Source organism: Lacipirellula limnantheis (assembly GCF_007746075.1).
In the GTDB taxonomy this organism is placed as follows: domain Bacteria; phylum Planctomycetota; class Planctomycetia; order Pirellulales; family Lacipirellulaceae; genus Lacipirellula; species Lacipirellula limnantheis.
Map to the genome: position 1 here is coordinate 2587830 of NZ_CP036339.1, position 19723 is coordinate 2607552.

The 19723-nt window shown below is 60.3% G+C and carries 13 protein-coding genes, 2 tRNA genes, 2 pseudogenes and 1 CRISPR repeat array; of the genes and pseudogenes, 6 read left to right on the forward strand and 11 right to left on the reverse strand.

Features of this window, described 5'->3' with window-relative positions:
* The first annotated feature begins 105 nt into the window (after positions 1-105).
* The 3 genes from I41_RS10235 to I41_RS10245 all read left to right on the forward strand — a co-directional run bounded on the left by I41_RS10235 (position 106) and on the right by I41_RS10245 (position 5750).
* Positions 106-2472, forward strand: coding sequence for a YidC/Oxa1 family insertase periplasmic-domain containing protein (locus I41_RS10235; RefSeq protein WP_145432454.1), 2367 nt, complete (start codon positions 106-108; stop codon positions 2470-2472).
* Positions 2473-2577: 105 nt separating this feature from the next.
* Positions 2578-3975 (forward strand): tRNA modification GTPase, encoded by a 1398-nt coding sequence (locus tag I41_RS10240; RefSeq protein WP_145432455.1) that lies wholly within the window; start codon positions 2578-2580, stop codon positions 3973-3975.
* Between the two features lie 137 nt (positions 3976-4112).
* Positions 4113-5750, forward strand: coding sequence for a M20/M25/M40 family metallo-hydrolase (locus I41_RS10245; protein WP_168206794.1), 1638 nt, complete (start codon positions 4113-4115; stop codon positions 5748-5750).
* Between the two features lie 43 nt (positions 5751-5793).
* Here I41_RS10245 and I41_RS10250 read toward each other — a convergent pair whose 3' ends face one another.
* Positions 5794-6111, reverse strand: a complete 318-nt coding sequence (locus I41_RS10250) for a DUF971 domain-containing protein (protein WP_145432457.1) — start codon at positions 6109-6111, stop codon at positions 5794-5796.
* 162 nt (positions 6112-6273) lie between these two features.
* Between I41_RS10250 and I41_RS10255 the strand changes: the two genes are divergently transcribed.
* Positions 6274-6355 (forward strand) — tRNA-Leu (locus I41_RS10255).
* Between the two features lie 82 nt (positions 6356-6437).
* Positions 6438-6510 (forward strand) — tRNA-Lys (locus tag I41_RS10260).
* 163 nt (positions 6511-6673) lie between these two features.
* Here the strand turns inward: I41_RS10260 and I41_RS28515 are convergent.
* From I41_RS28515 to cas9, 9 genes and pseudogenes are all read right to left on the reverse strand, one after another.
* A pseudogene (locus I41_RS28515) lies at positions 6674-7918 on the reverse strand (tyrosine-type recombinase/integrase); the annotation flags it as partial.
* Positions 7915-9474 (reverse strand): YfjI family protein, encoded by a 1560-nt coding sequence (locus tag I41_RS10270; protein WP_168206795.1) that lies wholly within the window; start codon positions 9472-9474, stop codon positions 7915-7917. The pseudogene I41_RS28515 and the gene I41_RS10270, both read right to left, overlap by 4 nt.
* A gap of 126 nt (positions 9475-9600) precedes the next feature.
* Positions 9601-9798, reverse strand: a complete 198-nt coding sequence (locus I41_RS10275) for a helix-turn-helix domain-containing protein (protein ID WP_145432459.1) — start codon at positions 9796-9798, stop codon at positions 9601-9603.
* Between the two features lie 187 nt (positions 9799-9985).
* Positions 9986-10966 (reverse strand): hypothetical protein, encoded by a 981-nt coding sequence (locus tag I41_RS10280; protein WP_145432460.1) that lies wholly within the window; start codon positions 10964-10966, stop codon positions 9986-9988.
* A gap of 246 nt (positions 10967-11212) precedes the next feature.
* A complete protein-coding gene (locus I41_RS10285; RefSeq protein ID WP_145432461.1) occupies positions 11213-11431 on the reverse strand; it encodes a hypothetical protein in 219 nt (72 codons plus the stop codon).
* A gap of 493 nt (positions 11432-11924) precedes the next feature.
* A CRISPR array of direct repeats spans positions 11925-12356; the repeat unit is 36 nt; unit sequence GTTGCGGATTGGTCGCAGGCGGTGATTGGTTACACT.
* 49 nt (positions 12357-12405) lie between these two features.
* Positions 12406-12735: a CRISPR-associated endonuclease Cas2 gene (cas2, locus tag I41_RS10290; RefSeq protein ID WP_246133854.1), complete on the reverse strand. Its 330-nt coding sequence runs from the start codon at positions 12733-12735 to the stop codon at positions 12406-12408.
* Positions 12711-13235 (reverse strand): CRISPR-associated endonuclease Cas1, encoded by a 525-nt coding sequence (locus tag I41_RS10295; protein ID WP_145432462.1) that lies wholly within the window; start codon positions 13233-13235, stop codon positions 12711-12713. Before I41_RS10295 ends, cas2 begins: the two co-directional genes overlap by 25 nt.
* Before the next feature lie 36 nt (positions 13236-13271).
* Positions 13272-13754 (reverse strand): CRISPR-associated endonuclease Cas1, encoded by a 483-nt coding sequence (locus I41_RS10300; protein ID WP_145432463.1) that lies wholly within the window; start codon positions 13752-13754, stop codon positions 13272-13274.
* A 146-nt stretch (positions 13755-13900) separates the two neighbouring features.
* Complete coding sequence (cas9, locus tag I41_RS10305; RefSeq protein ID WP_168206796.1) at positions 13901-17086, reverse strand: type II CRISPR RNA-guided endonuclease Cas9; 3186 nt, start codon at positions 17084-17086, stop codon at positions 13901-13903.
* A gap of 688 nt (positions 17087-17774) precedes the next feature.
* On the opposite strand from cas9, the gene I41_RS10310 reads away from it, so the two are divergent.
* Positions 17775-18056 (forward strand): hypothetical protein, encoded by a 282-nt coding sequence (locus I41_RS10310; RefSeq protein ID WP_145432465.1) that lies wholly within the window; start codon positions 17775-17777, stop codon positions 18054-18056.
* A gap of 343 nt (positions 18057-18399) precedes the next feature.
* Here the strand turns inward: I41_RS10310 and I41_RS10315 are convergent.
* A pseudogene (locus I41_RS10315) lies at positions 18400-19490 on the reverse strand (IS3 family transposase); the annotation flags it as partial.
* Positions 19491-19723 lie beyond the last annotated feature (233 nt).

A 19723-nucleotide genomic window follows, 5' to 3' on the forward strand; every position in this document is an offset into this window, starting at 1 on the left:
GGAGTCCAGCGGAGCCTCCCTTCACCAAGTATTTTCTCGTCTGGCGGCCGCGCCGGACGTCATTCGTCGGCCCGGAGTGGTCGGCGCACGCGAGGATCGCAACACGTGGAACGCCGTTTTGTAACGTTTTTGGTGCTGTCGTTCGGCGTGATGGCGGTATGGCAGATCCTGAATCCGCCGCCCCCGGCGAAGAAGCCGGATGCCCCTGCTCCCGCGGCCGAGGGAGCCAAAGCCGCCGCGGACGAGCAGGCTGTCGCACCGGCGGCCGATAACCCGAAGCCGCCGGGCGCAGCGGCGAATGACGAGGTCGCCGCTGATGGCGCGCCGGCCGATGCGAATGCCGAAATCGATCTTCCCGAAGAATATTTCACTCTCGGCTCGATCGACCCGGCGAGCGGCTATCGAATGGGCGTGACGCTAACGAATCACGGCGCCGCGGTCAGGCGGATCGAATTGTCGAGTGCACGTTTTCAGGACCTGCACGACCGCCGCGGTTACCTCGGGCAATTAGAACTCAAGGAAGCGGACGGTCTGATTGTCGGCGCCGTCGTGCCCGGCTCGCCCGCGGCCGCGGCCGGACTGCAGTCCGGCGACCGACTGCTCGAAGCGGGCGGGGACAAGACGGTTGTCGTCACGACGCGGGACGAGTTCAACAAGGTTCTCGAGGGGGTGCGACCGAACCAATCGCTAACGCTGGTCATCGAGCGCGCCGGGCAGCGACAGTCGGTTACGGCAAAGCTGCAACGGCGGCCGCTGGAGCTGATTCGTCCCGAGGCCGAGAACGTTGCGCTGCGGAACGGCAAAGTTCCGGACGATTTTCAATCGCCGCCGTCGTTCCTGCTGACGCTGGCCGAACTCGACGACAAGAAGCTTGCCGCCGACAAGCCAATTCCGGGCGTTGACCTCGAGGAGGCCAACTGGCGCCGAGTCGAAACGGACGGCGCGAAGGATGGCAGCGAGTCGGCCTCGTTCGAGCGCCGGCTGCCCGGTTCAGGACTGGTCGTTACCAAGCGTTACACTCTCCGCAAAGCGCCCGAACTGGAAGCTGATGGCGAGGCGCTGCCGGCGTATGACTTGACGGTCGACGTCACGCTACGGAACGACGGCCAGGCGAAGCACGACCTGGCGTATCGCCTCGATGGACCGAACGGCCTGCCAATCGAAGGCTGGTGGTACGCCACGAAAATCGGGCGCAACTGGGGCGGCGTCGGCCTGCGGGACGTGATCGGCCGTTACTACGGGGCCGACCCGACGCAGCAAGGGGCGGCGACGATTGCCGCCGGCGATGCGCCGCCGTTTCAGGGGCCCGGGTTGGCCTATATGGGCGTCGACGCGCAGTACTTCTGCGTCGCGCTGATTCCGAACGTAGAGCAACCGGAGCAGTCGGACTGGATCACCCAAGTCCGGGGCGTGGTCGCCGGCACGCCGCCCGACCTCACGAAGGGCGAGGGGCGATTCGCCAATGTGACGGCGCAGTTCACCAGCAAACGCTTCGCCCTGGCGGCGGGCGAGTCGGTCAGCCACTCATACACCGTCTTCTGCGGTCCGAAGCGGCCGGAACTGCTGGCGGATTACAAGTTCGCGAACTTACCGAATTACTCGCTTACGGATTTTGTGTACTACGGCTGGTTCGGCGCCGTCGCGAAGGCGATGGTCGGCTTGCTTCACGTCTTCTACTCGTGGGTCGGCAACTACGGCATCGCGATTATCATGCTGACCGTGCTGGTGCGCGGCTGCATGTTCCCCGTCAGCCGCGGCCAGGCGAAAAGCATGGCGAAAATGCAGGCACTCAAGCCAGAAATGGACCGCCTGAAAGAGCGCTACAAGGGCGACCAGCAGAAGCAAGCGGCGGCGATGCAAGAACTGTATCGCAAGCATGGCGTCAATCCGCTGGCCGGATGCTTGCCGGCGTTAATCCAGTTGCCGATCTTTATCGGCCTGTACCGCGGCCTCGCGGTCGACGTCGAACTAAGGCAGGCGCCGCTGTTCGGCGACAGCATCCAGTGGTGCTCGAACCTCGCGGCGCCCGACATGTTGTACAACTGGTCTTGGTTCATGCCGAATACGGTGAACCGCGCTGAAGGGTTCTTCGGACTCGGTCCGTACCTGAACGTGCTGCCGCTGATCACCGTCGGCCTGTTCTTGCTGCAGCAGAAGATGTTCATGCCGGAACCGGCAAACGAGCAAGCCGCCCTGCAACAGAAGATGATGAAGTACATGATGGTCTTCATGGGCCTCATGTTCTACAAGGTGCCGAGCGGATTGTGCCTGTACTTCATCGCGTCGAGCCTGTGGGGGATCGCGGAGAAGAAAATGATTCCCCCGCCGACGGCCCCGGCCGACGTGACGACGGGACTCGACTCGCCGCCGTCGCGCGGCAAAAGCTCGGGCGGAGCGTATCCCGAGAAACGGGCGCCGAAGAATGGGGAGATTAAAGGACGCGGTCCCTACGGCGCGAAGAAAAAGCGTTAACGTTGCCGCGATCGTCGTCGCGACGCCGCGACTGCACGGGGTGAGGATCACCGGGGGGCTTGGCCGCTTGGAGCCGGATTGCAATCAGCGCTGGCGCGATTCAGTATGTCGTACGACCTGGATGACACCATCGCGGCCGTTGCCTCTGCCGCCGGGGGCGGTGCGCGTGGCGTGGTGCGCGTCAGCGGGCCCCAGACCGCAACGCTGCTGGCGCAATGCTTTCATCCGTCTGAGTTGGTCGCCCGTGAGCTGCAACACATTACCAAGCCGAGCCGGATTCATGGCGCGATGCAAGTTTCCGCTACTGGCGACGGCTCAACGCTGCGCGTCCCAGGCTTCCTGCTTTTGTGGCCCGGCACGCACAGCTACACCCGGCAGCCATCGGCCGAGTTTCACACGCTCGGATCAGCCCCGCTGTTGGCAGCCGTCGTGGAGACGCTCGGATGTCACGGGATTCGCGTCGCCTCCCCGGGCGAGTTCACGCTGCGCGCATTCGCGGCCGGTCGCATCGACCTCACTCAAGCCGAAGGAGTGCTGGGCGTGATCGATGCGCAGGGGCGCGAGCACCTCGATGCGGCGCTTGATCAGGTTGCCGGGGGGCTGTCACGGCCGCTCCACCAGCTTCGCGAGGACCTCTTGTCGCTGCTGGCGGAATTGGAAGCCGGGCTCGACTTCGTCGAGGAAGACATCGAGTTCATCAGCCGGGAGTCGTTGAAGAGTCGACTGGCCGCGGCCCGCGCCGTTGTCGCCGCCACGCAGCGGCAACTTGGCCAGCGCGATCAGCGCAACGAGGCTCCGCGCATCGTGCTCAGCGGCGCGCCCAACGCGGGCAAGAGCAGCCTGTTCAATGCATTGCTCCAGCGCTTTGGAGACGGCATCGGAACAGATTCAATTGTCTCGCCGAAACCGGGCGCGACGCGCGACTATGTCGTCGGACGAATCAGCCTGGATGGGCTCGATTGTGAATTGGTCGATACGGCCGGCGTTGAAGAGGGGGAACAGCTTGGCGTCGCCAAGGCAGCTCAGGAAACGTCAGGCATTCAACGTCGGACTGCCGATGTACGTCTGATCTGCATCGAGACGACTGAGTGGCGTTCGCACGCTGAAATCGATGCCGAAATCGTGGTGCTCACCAAGAGCGATCTCCGCGGCGAGACATTCGCGGCGACGCCTGAGATAACCGCTGGAGCGATTCCCTGCAGCAGCCTCACCGGCGCTGGACTCAATTTGCTCGCGGCCCGCATTCGTGACGAGATCGGGCGCCGCGAAGGCGCCCTCGCCCAGTTTGGGGCCGTTGCCGCGACTTCGGCGCGCTGTCAGGGCAGCCTCCGGCGCGCGTCGGAATCGTTGTCCGCCGCCGCCGTGCTGGTCGACGGCGGCAGCGACGAGCTGCTCGCCGCCGAGATTCGGCACTGCCTCGACGCCGTGGGCGAAATTGTCGGCGCGATCTGCGCCGACGACGTGCTCGACCGCGTCTTCGGCCAATTCTGCATTGGAAAGTGATTGCGGGTTGTCGCCGGCGCGCGGCATAATCCTCTCTGTGATCGCTGCGCTGAGCAGGCGTGCCCAAAGTTGCCGAAGATCGAACATCGCAAACCGCACTGGTCGTTGCCCTGATGTCGCTCGTTACGAACAGTCGTATGGCCCTCGTGCACTGGCGCTGCCGCCATCCCGCTCTCTTGCTCGCCGTCGTTGCCTCACTGCATCTCGGATTGTGCCTCGACGTCGCCCGTGCTGGCGACCAAGACGCTGCCATCGAGGCCGCCATCGCCACCATTACCGAAGGCGAAGTGCGCGAACACGCGGGCCTGCTCGCCGACGACACGCTTGAGGGGCGCGCGGCTGGGTCGCGCGGCGGCATCGCTGCGGCGAAATACATCGAGAAGAAACTGAAAGAGGCGGGCCTTGAACCGGCCGGCGACCGCGGTTCTTACATCCAACGGTTTACGCCCGGCTATCAAAACGTCATAGGCATGATTCGCGGAACCGATCCGCAGCTGCGCGACCAGTACATCGTCGTTGGCGCCCATTTCGACCATGTCGGCTACGGCAACCAGTCCAACAGCAATGGTCCGATCGGCTACATCCATAATGGCGCCGATGATAATGCGAGCGGCGTTGCCGCGCTGCTGGAAATCATCGATGCGTTGCACCGGGCGGGCTGGCAGCCGCGGCGGTCAATCGTTTTCGCCTTCTGGGACGGCGAAGAAATCAATCTGCTTGGGTCGAGGCATTGGGTTCGTCAGCCGACAGTCCCGCGCGAGGGCGTGAAGCTGGCCATCAACGCCGACATGGTCGGTCGACTGACGAATGGGCGGCTGGAAGTCGCCGGCACGCGCACCGCGGATGGGTTGCGACAACTGTTCAGCTCGCCGCGCCTTCCGGAGGAGATGCGCCTCGACTTCACTTGGGAGTACAAGGAGAACAGCGATCACTGGCCCTTTTACGTCGATGATATTCCATCGCTGCTCATCCATACGGGGCTTCACTCCGACTACCATCGCCCCAGCGACGATATCGAGAAGCTGAACGTTGCCGGCATTCGTCAGGCAGCGGCCTATCTACTCGAAGTGATTGGCCGGGCGGCCGACGTTGACGCCCTACCGGAATTTCGACCCGCTTCGAGATCGGAAACGGCGTCCATGCGGGCGCAGCGCGAAGCGCCACTGTCGCCGTTGCCGCCGCGACTTGGGCTACGCTGGTTGTGGATTCCTGCGAAGACAGCCGACGCCGCACGCGCCGACGAGGTCGCTCAGGGAGCCGCAGTCGGCCAAATGCGCGTCACAGAGGTAACGCCGGGTTCCGCGGCCGACAAGGCAGGGCTCAAGATCGGCGACGTAATTGTCGCCGCCGATGGTCGCCCCCTCGCAGTCGAAGCTTATCTGCCCGCAGCCGTGCTGGCAGCGAAAGATTCGATTCGACTCGACGTCGCGCGCGGCGACGAACCTGTGAGGACGGTCGACGTGGCGCTCGACGGGGAGCCAAGTTCGATCGGATTCTCCTGGCGCCCCGATTCCGCTGCGCCGGGCGCGGTGTTCGTGACACGCGTCATTCCTTATTCGCCCGCGGCCCGCGCGAAGATCGGCGTCCACGACCGCATCTACGGCATCGAGGGCGAACCATTTGCGGATCAGGAGGCGCTGCTGGAAGGGGTGCGCGAGTTAATCGATAGCGGCGCCGAGACGATCACGTTCGAGGTTGAAACCGCTGGACGGCTGCGCCCCGTGGAGGTCGACCTCCGCTTGCCGGGCGCCGATCGCGATGATCCGTCGCTGTGACGTCCATCGGCGTTGTGCCGCGTCGCGCGCGCGACGGCTAGGTTCATTCATGACTTGGCGGACCTTCGCCAAGCGTTCGCAGCCGTTCCCATGTGTACAGTCCCGACTGATGGCCTTCCGACCAATGAATCCGCACTGCGTACGCCCCCACGAGCTCCATCCGCTCAATCGAGATTTGTTCGGAGACGGTTGCCGGGTCCAGGATCCGGGCGCCGGTCCATTCATTCACGCACTGGGCGCATTGACATTCGCCGCGGAGGAAGCGGAACGCGAGCCGGTCCTCCCGGTCGGCCCACGCCACCCGCAACATCCGCTCGTCGCGGAGGGCGTTTAAATCTCGCGGTGTTGGTGAAACTGGCATCGGCAATGGGGCGAAACTAGGAGGACGGCGGGGCTGCAAGTTGGCAGCGTGTCGGGCGAAACGCGGCGGCAGGGGGGGCGGATAGTTAACGCCTAGCCCTCCACCGCTAGCGACGACTATACTTGAGCCGTGCCGCCCGGCCCAGCCGGCGCGGCCATCTGCGGGGACGTGGCGGAATTGGCAGACGCGCTGGATTTAGGTTCCAGTGGGGCAACCCGTGCAGGTTCGATTCCTGTCGTCCCTACTCGATATTGGAGCCGGAATGTCGCAAGCGGTCGAAGGAGAACTCTTTCGCAGCGTTCGCGGCACGTTCCATCGCTCCGGTCGAGCCTGTAGCTCAGTCGGTAGAGCAACGGACTTTTAATCCGTAGGTCTCGGGTTCGAGTCCCGACAGGCTCATCTGTACTTGCGTACAGTGATGCGGCCCCTCGCAATCAGCGGCAATTGCGAGGGGCTCGCGATCCGCGGACGAGTCCTTGCGTGTTCTTTCCGCTCCTGGCTGCACCGGATTTTGCAGCGCGCCTGCCGCTGGTTTGCATGCCGCAGCAAAGTGTTCGTCGGTCGTCTGAAGGTAATGCTTTGCGGCAACTGCCTGGCTGTGGCCAATCCATTCACACACGACGTGCAGCGGAAAGATCTCGGCTAGTTCCGTCTCTCGCGTCGCCCGAAGGTTTTGGAACAGTTTCGGCCACTCCTTCAGGCCCGCGGCCCAGATAATGTCTAGCATCCGAGTCCTGAGGTTAACGGCAGAGTTCCTGTAGCGGTTGATCACAAACTCTGTTCCAGGCTCGGCGGCTTCCCAAACTGCTTCCAGGTGGGGTCGAAGTTCGGGGAATATGGGGACGACTCTTGATTCCCTTCCGTCATGATGCGCCGTTTTTGGGGACCGCACGCGGATTCTGCCGCGTTCCCAGTCGATGTCGCTGAGTCTCAGCTGTAGGTGCTCTGACGGGCATCTCAGGCCGCCGTAGCGACTCAGGGCGAAAATGAGCCGCCACTCAGCACCAGGGCAGGCTTCAAGTACCTTCGTCGCTTCTTCGCGGCTCACAAAATAATCGCGCGAGCGATTCGACTTAACGGCCACGTCCTTCATTTCGGCGAATGGGTTATCCGGAATAAGGCGCCGGCGAACCGCGTCGCGGAAAAATTGGCGGGCAATGCCGCACCGGCGGCGAACGGTGTTTTCTGCCAGCTTCTGTTCCAAAGAGAGCCAGCGTCTCCAGTCGTCGGTATCGGCCGGGGTGATATCGCCCAGCGACTTGGTGCCGCCAAAATACCTTACGAGACAGCGACGAGTGTGACCAAAGACAGTAGCCGTTCCCGCTGTAACGTCTGTTCGGCGGGCGATATAGTCGTCCAAGAACGCCGCTAGCCGGTGCTGTTGCGCATTAGGACGCTTTGGCACGAGCCCGACGCCGGATAATTTTTCGTAGAGTGCAGAATCCCGTCCGGCTACCCAGTCGGCCGTTTCCCGGTCCCAGCTGTGCCCTGCCACCGCGGCAGCATTGAGTGCTTCGACCTTTGATTTAATTGTCTCGGCTGCCTTAGCGGTAAGTTTCATCCCGCCGAGCCGAATCGATCGCCGCTTACGATCGCCGCCCACAAACTGGATAGTCCAATTGCCCTTCTTATCACGAGAGACGGAAGCCATTTTAGTTGCCCTTATGTTACCGGCTGCGAGCGAAAGCGCAACCGGACTGTTGTTCATTGTCTCACGTCGCAACGTAGCGCGCAAGATCGCAATTGATTGAACTGCGTTGTTAGAAGGAATCGTCGAGCCATGCCGACTCACCGGCGAACGGATCATCGCCTGTCGGCGGACTCCTCTGCCTCATTGCCACCGTCACCGTAACCGAAAGTCGATAAATCCCCCGTTTCGTTAACTTTTGGAAACGGTGACAGTGGCGACAATCGAAATTCCCGCCGGGGCCGACCGCCCGTAGCGGTCTCGACATGCCACTCTCCTAACATCGCCTCGGCCAGCGAACCGAGAGCGGCGTCAGCAACTTCGGTCGGTCGATACTTCCGGCTTGTGTGCATCAGTTCGCAGGAAGTAATCGTGCCACCCTTCCGCCGGATAAGTTCGACCAGTTCCCGCTGCTTGCGGTCTCCATCGTCTTCCACGAAGAGTCCGTACACCCGCCGAGCTTCGCCGCCGAACCAGTCCGATAGCTCGATCCCGGCTTGCATCGAAGCTTCGTCGATGGCGTCATCGCTCGCCTCTCCAGCCGCCCATGACGCGAGTTGAAAGATGAGAGCAAACCGCGCCGCGTAAGCCTTCAACTTGCTCCAGGCGGCTGCCAGGTCGTCGTCGAGGCCAGCCATTTCCATCCCGTGCCGATTGACGTAGCCGACCCACAACTCCTTCGCTTCCGGAGTCAGATCGATCGCAAGCGGCACAGGGTCCCCGTTGTCGTCGTCGGCTGGCTCCATTTCGAGCAGCCTGTCGAACACTACGCTCATCTCCGACTCGACGACGGGGTCGATGACAGCGTCGGTCCAGCGGACTGGCCGCGGTTCGGGCATCGCCAGCAGTAGCCGTGCGCACAAGCCGTCTTGCATGTGCTCCCGCCCGACAGCGGACCGCAAGACCCCCGGCTGGATTCCACCAACCAGGGAGACCGCGGCGCGGGGGACGTGCAGCATCTTCACGGCCCCCGTCTTGCGGTCTACGGTAAGCGGCGCCCCACTCCAGGCCGCGAGCCAGTGCCCTAGATCGGACCCTTTCCCGCCCTTGTACTCTGCTATCCCGCCAAGCCAGCCGGCTAACTCGTCACGCTCTACGAGAAGGCCGTCGAATTGCGCTGCCAATAGTGACGCTAGCGCTTCGATGGTCGTGTCGCTAGTCATGAAACGATTGCATGGCGGCAGCTCCGGTTTCCATGGCGGCGGCTCGCTGCGGTTCCGTAGTTTCTTCCACGCTGTCAAGTCCCGATCATAGCAGGCCACCTCTTGCTCGTACTTCTCCGCGGCTTCAGCGTAAGCGGCGAATGACACCGATTCCTTCCGCTGAAGAAACTGCATGGCCGCTTGCAGCGCCGGCGTCTTATGCGTGCCGCTTTTGCCGATGATTGCCGCCCAGATGATCGCCGGCTCCTTCCAGCTCGACTTCAATCGGATCACCCGTCTATTGCCGATTGCGCGCCCGAGGCACGCGATCAGCGGAAGCGCGATAAACGACGGATCGCAGCCGATAGCCTTGGCGGCGGCGGCGGTAAACGCCCCGACCGGGCCGGGCAGCGTATGCGTCGGGAAGGGGACGTAGGCGCCAAAGCCAGAATCTTCAGTTGCCCTGTTAGAGCCATCGGCAGTGGCCCCGACATCGGGTGTTCGCTCCCCATTAAATCGAATAGAATAGCTCATAACGTTCCTTTCGAGCCCGGCGTGCGACCACGAATCGCTGCCGGGCATTTTTCTGCGCGGCACTTGCCGGACGGTGTATAAAGAAGGGCGACCCGGAACGCCCGGGCCGCCGTCGTGTGCCGGCCGTTACTTGGCGGACTTCAGCGTCTCGACGAACTCGGCGAGGTCTGCGGCGTCATAGCGGACCGATCGACCGATGCGGACGCATGGCACGTCGCCGCTGGCGGTCAGCGACCAGAGCTTGCGGGGGGAGATGGCAAGCTGCTCGGCGGCTTGCTTTGGAGTGAGAAGGGCGATTCCGGACTTCGTGGCGATGGCAACCATTTTGGGAGCCTCCTGCGTGGTAATTCTCAGGTCGCTCGACCTGCACAACGCAAGTATTTCCGGGCGCGCGCACGCCAGGATTAGTGCGCGCAATTAGTGCGCGAGAATTCCACGGCGCTGCAAGAAGTCGCCGGGGATCGCGGATAAAAGAATTTGGCGCGGACGAATTAAAAAGGCTTGACCGCAATTACTCCGAGATACGCTTTTCGCGACGAACTCGGCCTAGAGCCAACTGAAGTTCCCTCAGTGATAGCCCTCTCAATTTCACAAATTCCTTCTTCGGCATGTGTTGGGAACGCGCAGCTTCCCAGTCCAAGGCCAGCTTCGTATCTTTCGCGGCGTCGAAGATTTTCTTGCGACCGCGTTGCCCCTTCACCGGTAGGCTGCCCGTGCCCGGCAGACAGTCTCGTTCATATGCCACTCGCAGCGCCATTTCAATACGCGCCACGAAGTCGCGCCTATGCTGTTCGAGGTCGGCAATCGCGAACTCTTCTTCGATCCGCTTTGCCCTCAAGTACTGCAACAATTCGTCGCCATTCTCAAAATGCCTGTAGTAAGGCGGTCCGTCCCAAGTTATCCCCAAGCCAGCTAGGTCTTTTTCGACATGGTTCGATGCTTGGCGCATTGCCGGTGATATCACATCGAATGGAATCAGCGTCCACGAATCGACTGGGTCCTGTTGGTTGAGATCCGGAATGTAAAAACTCACCGAGGTAAGTAAGTCGCGCCCATCCAATGGCAAACTCGGCCAGCTGTGCGACTTTACCTTGTATTCACGCTCGGCATCGTCAGCTGCGAGCGTTTCGACATCCTCCAGCGACTGTTTATTCGAGGCCAGCTCACGCGGATTGAATCTGCCTCGTGAATTTGAGCCATCGCTTTTTTCCGCGCCAGCGCTGATCGCCGTCTCGCAGCCGTTCAGAATGTCCGCGATCCTCTCGATTCCAAGTAACCAGAGATCGCGGCGATTGAACGTGTAGGGATAAGGCGCCACGCCCAGGGTCCAGTTAGAATCGGCATGGATCGTCCACTCCAGCGACCAGTGGTAAAGGTTTACCAAGCCCAGCAATCTGCGGAGCCGGTATGGGAGTGACGACCGCTTCGTCTCGGTGATTGTTGAGGGACGCTGGACGTTATCACTGGCAAGTGAATAGGCCGGACGTGGCATGATCATTCCTTTCCGTGATGGGCCCAGCGGCGACGGAAAAGGCCGAACGGTGGAACGCCCATTCCCGCCACCGGTCGCTTACACCCCGATTTGCAACCCGCGGCTGACGCCCGACGATGTCCTCATTCTAGAAAAGTGCATCGCTTTACGGCAGCGGTAGAAAGGGTGCTTGTCCTTACTCGAAGTCTTTGTGCTTCAAAGCCCCGCTTGCATTAGACTGGGTAGAAGCGTCGGCACGTTTTGCTTTTACTTTTCGATGTCCCAAAGAATTGCTTGGGCGGTCTCCTGAGCGCCGGGTAGGTCCCTGCCAGTAACGAAAAGTTCGCGCCCCGATGCGTTGTGGGCAACAGCATCATGCGTCGCTGAAATTTCCAAATGCGAAAACAGTTGCTTTTGCCCCGGCAGCGAGGGATGCGACTGCGGCGGCACATTCCATCCGCTGAAATCGAGCTCTACCTTCCACATACTCGTCTCCCTACGTTCTAAATTTGGCCAACGTGCTGCGAAAAACGGCTGAATTGCATTCTGAGAAGTAACCTCGCGAAGTCGGCGGAAAGGCGAAAGAGTACTCAGAATCCCCCGATTAGGGCGGGGTACAGAACTCCAAGTAAACAGATAACACTCAGCCAGGGTCGATCGACGACAGCGATTAGCCTATCGATGAAATCCGCAGAAGGAAGCCGCCACTAGATGTCGCGTTCTCAGCGAAAGTGCCGACGCTAGAGGTAGCTAGGGCGTGAATATAGCCCAAACGCCAATCGCACCGACCGCTTCTGGCCGCCCGATACCCCATCTGAGTTGCTATCGGCGGGGGAGTCGATAAGATCCCGCCGAGCCCAAGGTGGACCCACTATCTCGGTCTTTTCTGCCTAACTCTCCAGGCGGGGCAAAAGATCGCCCTGCCATTGATTAACTATACTGCCCCTCATGCTCAAACGTTTCCAATGCGCCCGGCCACGTTGCGGATTGTTCGCAGTCGGTGATTGGTTACACTTTTACTGAACCAGTACAGGAGGCGGGCATCGTTGCGGATTGGTCGCAGGCGGTGATTGGTTACACTGTAAGAGTAAGTAAGTAAGTATAGAGTATAGTTGCGGATTGTTCGCAGTCGGTGATTGGTTACACTTTCTCGACGGCGGCCCGGTATGTTAGCCTGGTTGCGGATTGGTCGCAGGCGGTGATTGGTTACACTCGTCTCCTCGTGGAGCGGCGCCGCCTTGACGTTGCGGATTGGTCGCAGGCGGTGATTGGTTACACTTTCGGCCTGCTCGTTGACGGCGGACAGCATGTTGCGGATTGGTCGCAGGCGGTGATTGGTTACACTTGAAGGTAAGGGATAGCCAACTCTCCCCCGGTTGCGGATTGGTCGCAGGCGGTGATTGGTTACACTAGCTTGCGTCGTAAACTCCAACAGGCAAACCGCGTACGTCCGTATTGCGCTAGAAAAGGTCGAGTTGGCATGGCGCCTGCTCCGGGCGTTGCCGCAGTTTTCCCCAAAAAATTCGCATTCGCTCGAACTGCTTGTCGGTAATCGTGATGACGCGAACCTCGCCATCAGGTGGGAGGCTGCGCTCAATTCGCCCCACATGGACGTCGGCGTTCTCTTGGCTGGGACAGGGGCGAGCGTACACCGAGAATTGCATCTGGGTAAAGCCATTGCCCAGCAGCATTTTGCGGAACAGCGCGTACTCCCGCCGCGCCCGCTTCGTGTCTGTCGGCAGATCGAACATCGCCAAGACCCACATCAGTCGGTATCCGGTGATTTGCACGTCAGCTCATTCTCCTGGTCGACTTCCAAGGTCTGCTCGACTTTCGCTATTTTCCACTCATCATCCGCGGCACCGGCCAGCAACGGCGAGTCTGCGGGCACGGGAATCTCCAGCCGCTTCGCCTCGCCGGCATAGCAGCGGGCCAGCGACGCTACGGTCCGTTGCAGCATCACCAATAGCGGTCCCGACTGATCGCAAAGCCGCATTTGCAAAGTGAGCAACCCCAGCAACTCCGCCTTCGCCGGCTGCGTTAACTCGTCGAATCCTTGACGGTGCATCGCTCGCACCCGATCGTCCACAAGCGGCCGAAATGGCTCAATGAGATCATCCGCCAGGCAGAAGGCGTTCGAGCGATTGCGGTGATGCAGCCCCAAGCTCGGCAATAACCCGGCGGCGACGATGGCACGCCCCAGGGCAGCCCGCAAAATGGCGTAGCCGTAGTTGAGGAAGGCATTGAGCCCCGGAGAGTCAGCGTCGCGGCGAAACCCCTCAACGTCCAGTTGCGGCGAATCATCGGACCAGAGCCAGTTTTGCCATTAAACGCGAGCCGCCTGGGCCTCGATATTCGTCGGGTCGCCCGAGCGAACTTCGCCGGCCAGCGCCAGCAGTTTACGGTAGGCGGGAAGCGACCTGTGAAGATTGCGAGCCTGCCCCTGAATCTTGGCGACGACCAATTGCTTCCAGAGTTGTTTGGCGAGCGGCCGGCCGACGGCAAGTTGATCGCGCAGCCGCCAGACGACCTGCGAATGATCGGCCAGCGGCAAGAGCATTGCCGCCGGCAAATGATCGGGCCCGCACAACACGACGGCGGCCCCGCACTCGGCGAGCTTTGCCAGGGCGGCGTGAGTGTAGGTCGTCTGCGGATGGTCGACGACGACCACGCCGAGGTCTTCGCACGGCGCCTGGCCGACAATCACCCCATCCCGCTTGAGCAAGAGCTGCTCGTTGCGGAGAGAGAGATGCGCGGGCTCGCGCGAGATTTCGAGCGTTCGCTTGATCACCGCAGCCAGCCTCGCCATGAAGGAAAATGAGCTCCTCCGTGACGGACATGTGCCAGCGCGATCCAAGCCGCGCAACTTTCACTCTAATTGTAGTTTTTCGGATAAATAACGAACAACTGTTCAGTATGCTGGGGTAAATACTCCCGCCGAGTCATCGCTTGTGATCAATCATTTGCCCAACGAATTCGCCCCAGCGGGTCGACCGTCACCTTACGGGCGTCGAGCGAATTGGCGCTAGCGACGAACTTCGCCTGATCGCTGCTTCGTCGGGCATCGGTGTGCTCCGCGAAATAGATCTGACCCTGCGTCGAAGCTGCCGTTTTGTAAACCAATAGTTTCTGCTCGCCGTTCCAGTTTGCCAGCACCATTTCCCGGCTCGACAGCGACATGATGAACTTGGCATCGGGCCGCTCGGGATGCGTTCGACTAATGATTGGCTCGCCACGTTTCTGTCGCTTGGCTGCGTCGAGCATTGTTACGAAGATCGCTTTGCGCTTCTTCTTTCCCTTTTCCTCGAACTCGAAGATGCATAAATGATGCGTCGATCCCGGTTTGACGTACGCTTGATGTTCTGGGGCGTCGCGCAGCGGCTGAATGGTCTGCTCTTGCTTGAGAATCCGCACTTTCTTGATCGGAACCCCTGACGGCATGCGTAGATTGGAGAGCGCTTCCTTCATCTTTTTTGCATCAGGCTTCTTCCCCCGACCAAAATCGATTCCTCTCTTCCTTAGCGATTCCAGCACGATCGTCCTAATCCCCGCATCGCGTATCCTCTCCACCTCGGCCGGTGAAAGATTCTCTACCGGCTTTCGCACGACCCACTCCCCCTCGGTCGGCGTCGGTCCGTACAGCGTCTCTTCATGCAACGCCCCGCGCACCTTTCGCTCTACCCGATGCGACACCTTCAGTCCCTTCACCCGCTCGACAACAGTGTCGCGGAAGTCAGGCCACGGCTCTTCGAGAATCTCGCCATGCTTCTTGGCGCCGCCACGCCGTACGAGTTCAGATAGCTTATGGAGCCGCTTCCGATTAGTTAGCGCCACCACAATCGCATCGATCGCATGATGCCGATGATCGGCCCGGTTTTTCTCGCCTGGCCGTAAATCGTTCTTCTCGATCCAAGCTGGGCTGTCGGGCAATTCCTCCAGAATCTTGTCGAGCCCCCACTGCCAGCGTAGTTCCGCCGTCAATTGGCCCTTCAATCCCAGCACCTCATGATCCTTCTCGAACAACAGTCTCAAATATTCGACTGTTGCTCGCGTGATATAGCCGGTATCGGTCAACTGTCGGGCGATGAACTTGTCGAGATCAAGCTGCTTCTGCAGAAACTTGCGATACTTGCCGTACGGCATCATCCCCTTCTGCAACAGCGCCGCCGCCCGCTGGCAAACTTCAGCGTACCGGACAGCATCGCCGGCAGCCAACCATTCATAGGGCGTCCGATTCCCCTTCAAATGATTGCACTTTACATGGCCAACCACCTTGTTCCCTTGCGAATTATCGAGCGTTCGCGAATAGGGAAGTACATGATCGACGTCGATCTCACCGCCAAATAGCTGCGTCTGACTGATCGGTTTGCCGCAGTAGACGCACTCGTGCCCCTGCTCCTGCCAGAGCATGTATTTTGTGACGCTGTCGCGGCGGGCAGCGTAACCCATTTTGCGGATCGCCTCAGCAGCCTTCTCTCGCTCCGCCTCGCGGGCGCGCATCCGAGCTGTAATCTCTTTCCGCCGCTCGGCGCCCATCTGCACCTCGCGGGCCATCTCGACATGCACCGCACTGGGCTTGCCGTACTTCACGACGATCGAGTTAACCACCTTCCGCAGTTCAACGAGCGCTCGCTTCACCACCGGATTGGGAATATCTCCCAGCTTGCAATCGGCCGGCCGTGTCCTTGCCAGATTGGGGAGCTTATCGAACAGCCGCCGCTGCAGCTCGTCGCGACGCAAATAGCCTGCCGCGTGCAGGGCGCTCTCCTCGGGATCGCTGATCGATTGGTAAACGAGCCCTCGTTCTAAAGACGGCAGCAACTTGTCGATCGCCTTGAGTGACAGGCTACCGTACCCCGGAGGAAAGTCGATCTCCAGCAGCGTTTCAGCGGCGACAGTTGAAAACCCATACTTATCGATGAGCGTCGTCAGAATCCGTTCGTCGTCGCGTTCGTTATCGAGCAGAATGCGTACGATCTCGTCTCGTTGCGCCTCGGGACGGTCGTACCACGACTTGTCGGTCTCCTTCGCAATCATCCAGTCGATCAAAAATCCCTTTAGGGCGGTTCGCTTCCCTCGCTCGAAGTTGAACTTGACCGACTCGAGAAATCCGAGCTTCTTCCGAATTTGGTCGAACGTCGCCTTCTCGCGATCCGAGAGATAGTCAATCAGCAGCCGACGCTGCTCCTCGCTGAGGGGTTGCTCGTCACCTTCTGCGGTATCGATGTAACGGAGGTTGTTAACCTCCTGCAAAACGCGAAATCGTTCCGCCCGGCGATCACCCTTGGGACACCGCTTTTCCTTTGACTCCAGTTCGCACAGACCGACGACCGACTTGGGCCAATACATCCGGCGTTGAAAGAAGATCAGGCCGAAGAGGCCGAACGCCTTTAAGTCCGAAAGTTTGTTGCGGCGCGGGTCGTGCTTGGGAACGGCTTTGCGAGGTTCCATAGTTCCGCCGACGGTGCCGTCGCGTAGCTTGTCAGTCAGTAGTTGGGGATGAAATGTCGCTTGCTTCGACCAAATCGTGTGGAATTCATCAACCAGTTGCCGACGCGAGAGATGGCGATTGCGAACCTCGTCGTCCTCCTGGCGGGCAGTGTGATCGAGCGCGGCGCACTTCTCCGCGAGCAGTTGACCGACGGTCTCAAATCCGCCGAGCGCGACGAGCTCTTCGTTATGCTTGATCTCCGCAAGCATCCCCTGAACTTCTTTGTCGCCCCGGTCTTTCTTTTTATTCGAGAGAAACCCGCGACGCTGATTGAGGTGGAGGAAGACCCGACCAATCTCGTACGGTTCTAACCGCTCGCTGACCCCTTTGGCACGAAGCCAATAAGGATCAACCGCCAACGCCTCTTCCTGTGCTGCGGCGTCGACCGGCCACAGTCCCGACTCAACCAATGCAGCCTGCAGCAACCGCTTCCGCCGCGCCCGCCGCCGAATTTGGCGCCGCATCCCACGATTGATCCGCCGATCCTCATTTCGCGATCGCTCCTTGGCCGTGTCGAAGGCATCGACTCCTTCCGGAAAAACACGAACTCCCATGTCGACCAACTGGGAATCTCCCTCGGCTCCATCGCCAAGGAGGGCCCAACCGATACTGTTCGGGCCAAGATCGAGACCAAGTACGAGATTCGCCATTTCAGAATCCTTGGAATGACTTGACAAGGAAATCGAGAATAGCAAATAATGCTTGCAGTGTAACCAATCGCCGTCTGCGTCTTTTCGCAACAAGAAGAAAATTCGCAGGCACTGTGCAACGCTGACCCTCGGGCCCAGCGCTCTGCACAACCGGTCGCCGTGACTTCGGTCAGGGCGGCCTTTTTTTTGCGCAGCCATAGCGGTCAGCAGATTCGGTGCTAAGCAAGAAAAATTTAGTCACGTGCTTTGGCGAGAATATCATGTCGAATGAGATCCATTTTGCAACCAAGCTCTGGAGATCCTCGACCGCACGAAATTGCCCCTAGTGACGATTTACACGCTTCACTTCTAATCGACGGGAACTGGGGGCAAGATTCCGGCCGGACGTGGGTCCCCTGCAGGCAGGCGACTACCAGCGGGCTTAAGGCGTTGCTGGAACTGCTCTCCAGGTTCTATCGATGCGAATGCAATCGCCAGACTTTCCACTAATGGGCGCGGCTTCCAACAAAGGGAGTACCCAACTCGAGGGGTTTACCCTCAAAAAAAATTTCAGCGCGTGCTAGGCGGGCTAATCAGAGGCTCTATGAGTAAACGCCCTGGGACCGTGGTAACATCGTCAGACGCCATGGGGCCCCTCCGCCAGTCATGATCACAGCCGCATTTGTCGGCAGATCGAGAAGGAGCGTATATGCGAACCTTGATGTTGATCGTTGGATTGGCAATTCCATCCGTCGCGTTCGGGCAGTATCCCAGCGGCATGTGGGTCGCCGGGCCGTATCAGCCGAGCCCGTATGGCGGGTACTACTACTTCAATCCCTCCGCACCGGCATATCGCGGTCCGGTTGCATTGTCGCCCGATTGGTACGACGACTTCCGCATGCGCAGTGAGTTGCGTCAACTTCGCTGGGCGATAGAAGATTCCACCGCACAACGACGCAGTGCCGAATTCAATCGGCGGTGGGGACACTAGGTTGCATCCGATCGACATCTCCAACCGGACGGGCGGCCACGCTTAGTGTTATGAAACCAGCGGGAACTGGAGTTGTGCCGGACGTTGCCCCCGACGAGCCATAGCGCTGACCATGCGAGCTAGAAAGCTCACTTTGAGTTGTGCGCATGTGGTGGAGTCTAGATTCCATGAGCTGCGCACAATTTAAACGCACCCGTTAGCCTGACCAGCCTCAAATTTCAGTACCACCCGCTATGAAGGTTTCGGTTAGGTTGACTCCGCTGCACTGCTGGAGCGGAGGAGTGAGCTGAGGCGTCGCCGAAGCTCTCTCCGTAGCGGAAGCGGTGCAGCGGGCGGCGAACACGGCTGGGGCGACGTACCCCAGAGAACCGTGAGGCCGATAGTGGTTGTAATCATCCTTCCACATGGCGGTGAGCTTCCTCGCCTCCGCCAGACTTTCGAACTGTTCCAAGGCCAAGAACTCGTCCCGCAGGCGACTGTGGAAACTCTCGGCATAGCCGTTTTCCCACGGACTCCCAGGAGCGATGTAGAGCGCCACGATCTGAAGTTGACTGAGCCACTCTCCAATCGCCTGGGCGACAAACTCCGGCCCGTTGTCGCTGCGGATACATCGCGGCACGCCCCGCATCGCGAACAACTCTGCCAGCGTGTCGATCACGTCTTCGCTGGTGATGCTACGGGCGACCTTCAATGCCAAGCACTCGCGCGTGTACTCGTCGACGATCGACAGCCACTTGAGTTGGCTCCCGCCAGCCGTCTTGTCGAACACGAAGTCCCAGGCCCAAACATGGTTCCGGTGCTCCGCTTGCCGACGATGACACGCGTTGGAGGTGGTCCCCAGACGACGCTTCTTTCGCTTCTTTCTCGGCACTTTCAACCCTTCTCGACGCCAGAGACGCAGCAGACGCGAGTCGCTCGCGCGGAAGCCTTCTTCCCGCAGGAGCGCCGCGATGCGGCGGTAGCCGAAACGCGGACGGCGACGCACGAGCGCCAGCATGCGCTTGACCAGCCGCGGCTCGTCGCTCCGTGGCTGCGATCGAAAACGCTGACTTGATCGAGGCTGACTCAATACTCGGCAGGCCCTTCGCTCGGACGTCTTGAACTGTGAGCGCAGCTCAACGACAGCCTCGCGCTTCCGGGAAGGGCTCACCAGTTTCCCTCCGCGATATGCTTCAGCATCTGAATGTCGAGAGCCTGGTCGGCCACCAGACGCTTGAGGCGAGCATTCTCGTCCTCCAACTTCTTCAGCCGCACCGCTTCCTCGGCCTTCATCCCGCCGTACTGCAAGCGCCAACGCTCAAGCGTCGACTCACTCACTTCCAGCGACTGAAGCACCGCCGCCAAATCCTTCCCGGCGGTCAACATCACATCCGCGTCACGCAACTTACGAACGATCTGCTCCGGCGAATGCCGACGACGACGTTTCGTACTCATCTACAGGTCTCCTCGCCCCAAGGGCTGATTCGACCTTCATAACGCATGGATCAGGAAATCGATAGCAGGTCAAGCCAACGACGAGTCCGTAACTGAACCGAGGTGCAATGTACGGCCGCGGATAGTAGCCGCAGCCAAAGGGGGAACATCGTACGCCGGCGCGATGCGGAAGCTAACCTTCGCGCCGGGTTCTTTTCTTAGTCAGCGTCGCGTGAGTAACTTCCCGGTTCGGG

Bases quoted from the DNA above. Each gene is read 5' to 3' on its own strand.
- I41_RS10240 (WP_145432455.1), top strand. From the start codon at position 2,578: ATGTCGTACGACCTGGATGACACCATCGCGGCCGTTGCCTCTGCCGCC.
- I41_RS10310 (WP_145432465.1), top strand. From the start codon at position 17,775: ATGCGAACCTTGATGTTGATCGTTGGATTGGCAATTCCATCCGTCGCG.
- I41_RS10270 (WP_168206795.1), bottom strand. From the start codon at position 9,474: ATGAGCTATTCTATTCGATTTAATGGGGAGCGAACACCCGATGTCGGG.
- I41_RS10250 (WP_145432457.1), bottom strand. From the start codon at position 6,111: ATGCCAGTTTCACCAACACCGCGAGATTTAAACGCCCTCCGCGACGAG.
- cas9 (WP_168206796.1), bottom strand. From the start codon at position 17,086: ATGGCGAATCTCGTACTTGGTCTCGATCTTGGCCCGAACAGTATCGGT.
- I41_RS10280 (WP_145432460.1), bottom strand. From the start codon at position 10,966: ATGCCACGTCCGGCCTATTCACTTGCCAGTGATAACGTCCAGCGTCCC.
- I41_RS10300 (WP_145432463.1), bottom strand. From the start codon at position 13,754: ATGGCGAGGCTGGCTGCGGTGATCAAGCGAACGCTCGAAATCTCGCGC.
- I41_RS10275 (WP_145432459.1), bottom strand. From the start codon at position 9,798: ATGGTTGCCATCGCCACGAAGTCCGGAATCGCCCTTCTCACTCCAAAG.
- I41_RS10245 (WP_168206794.1), top strand. From the start codon at position 4,113: ATGGCCCTCGTGCACTGGCGCTGCCGCCATCCCGCTCTCTTGCTCGCC.
- I41_RS10285 (WP_145432461.1), bottom strand. From the start codon at position 11,431: ATGTGGAAGGTAGAGCTCGATTTCAGCGGATGGAATGTGCCGCCGCAG.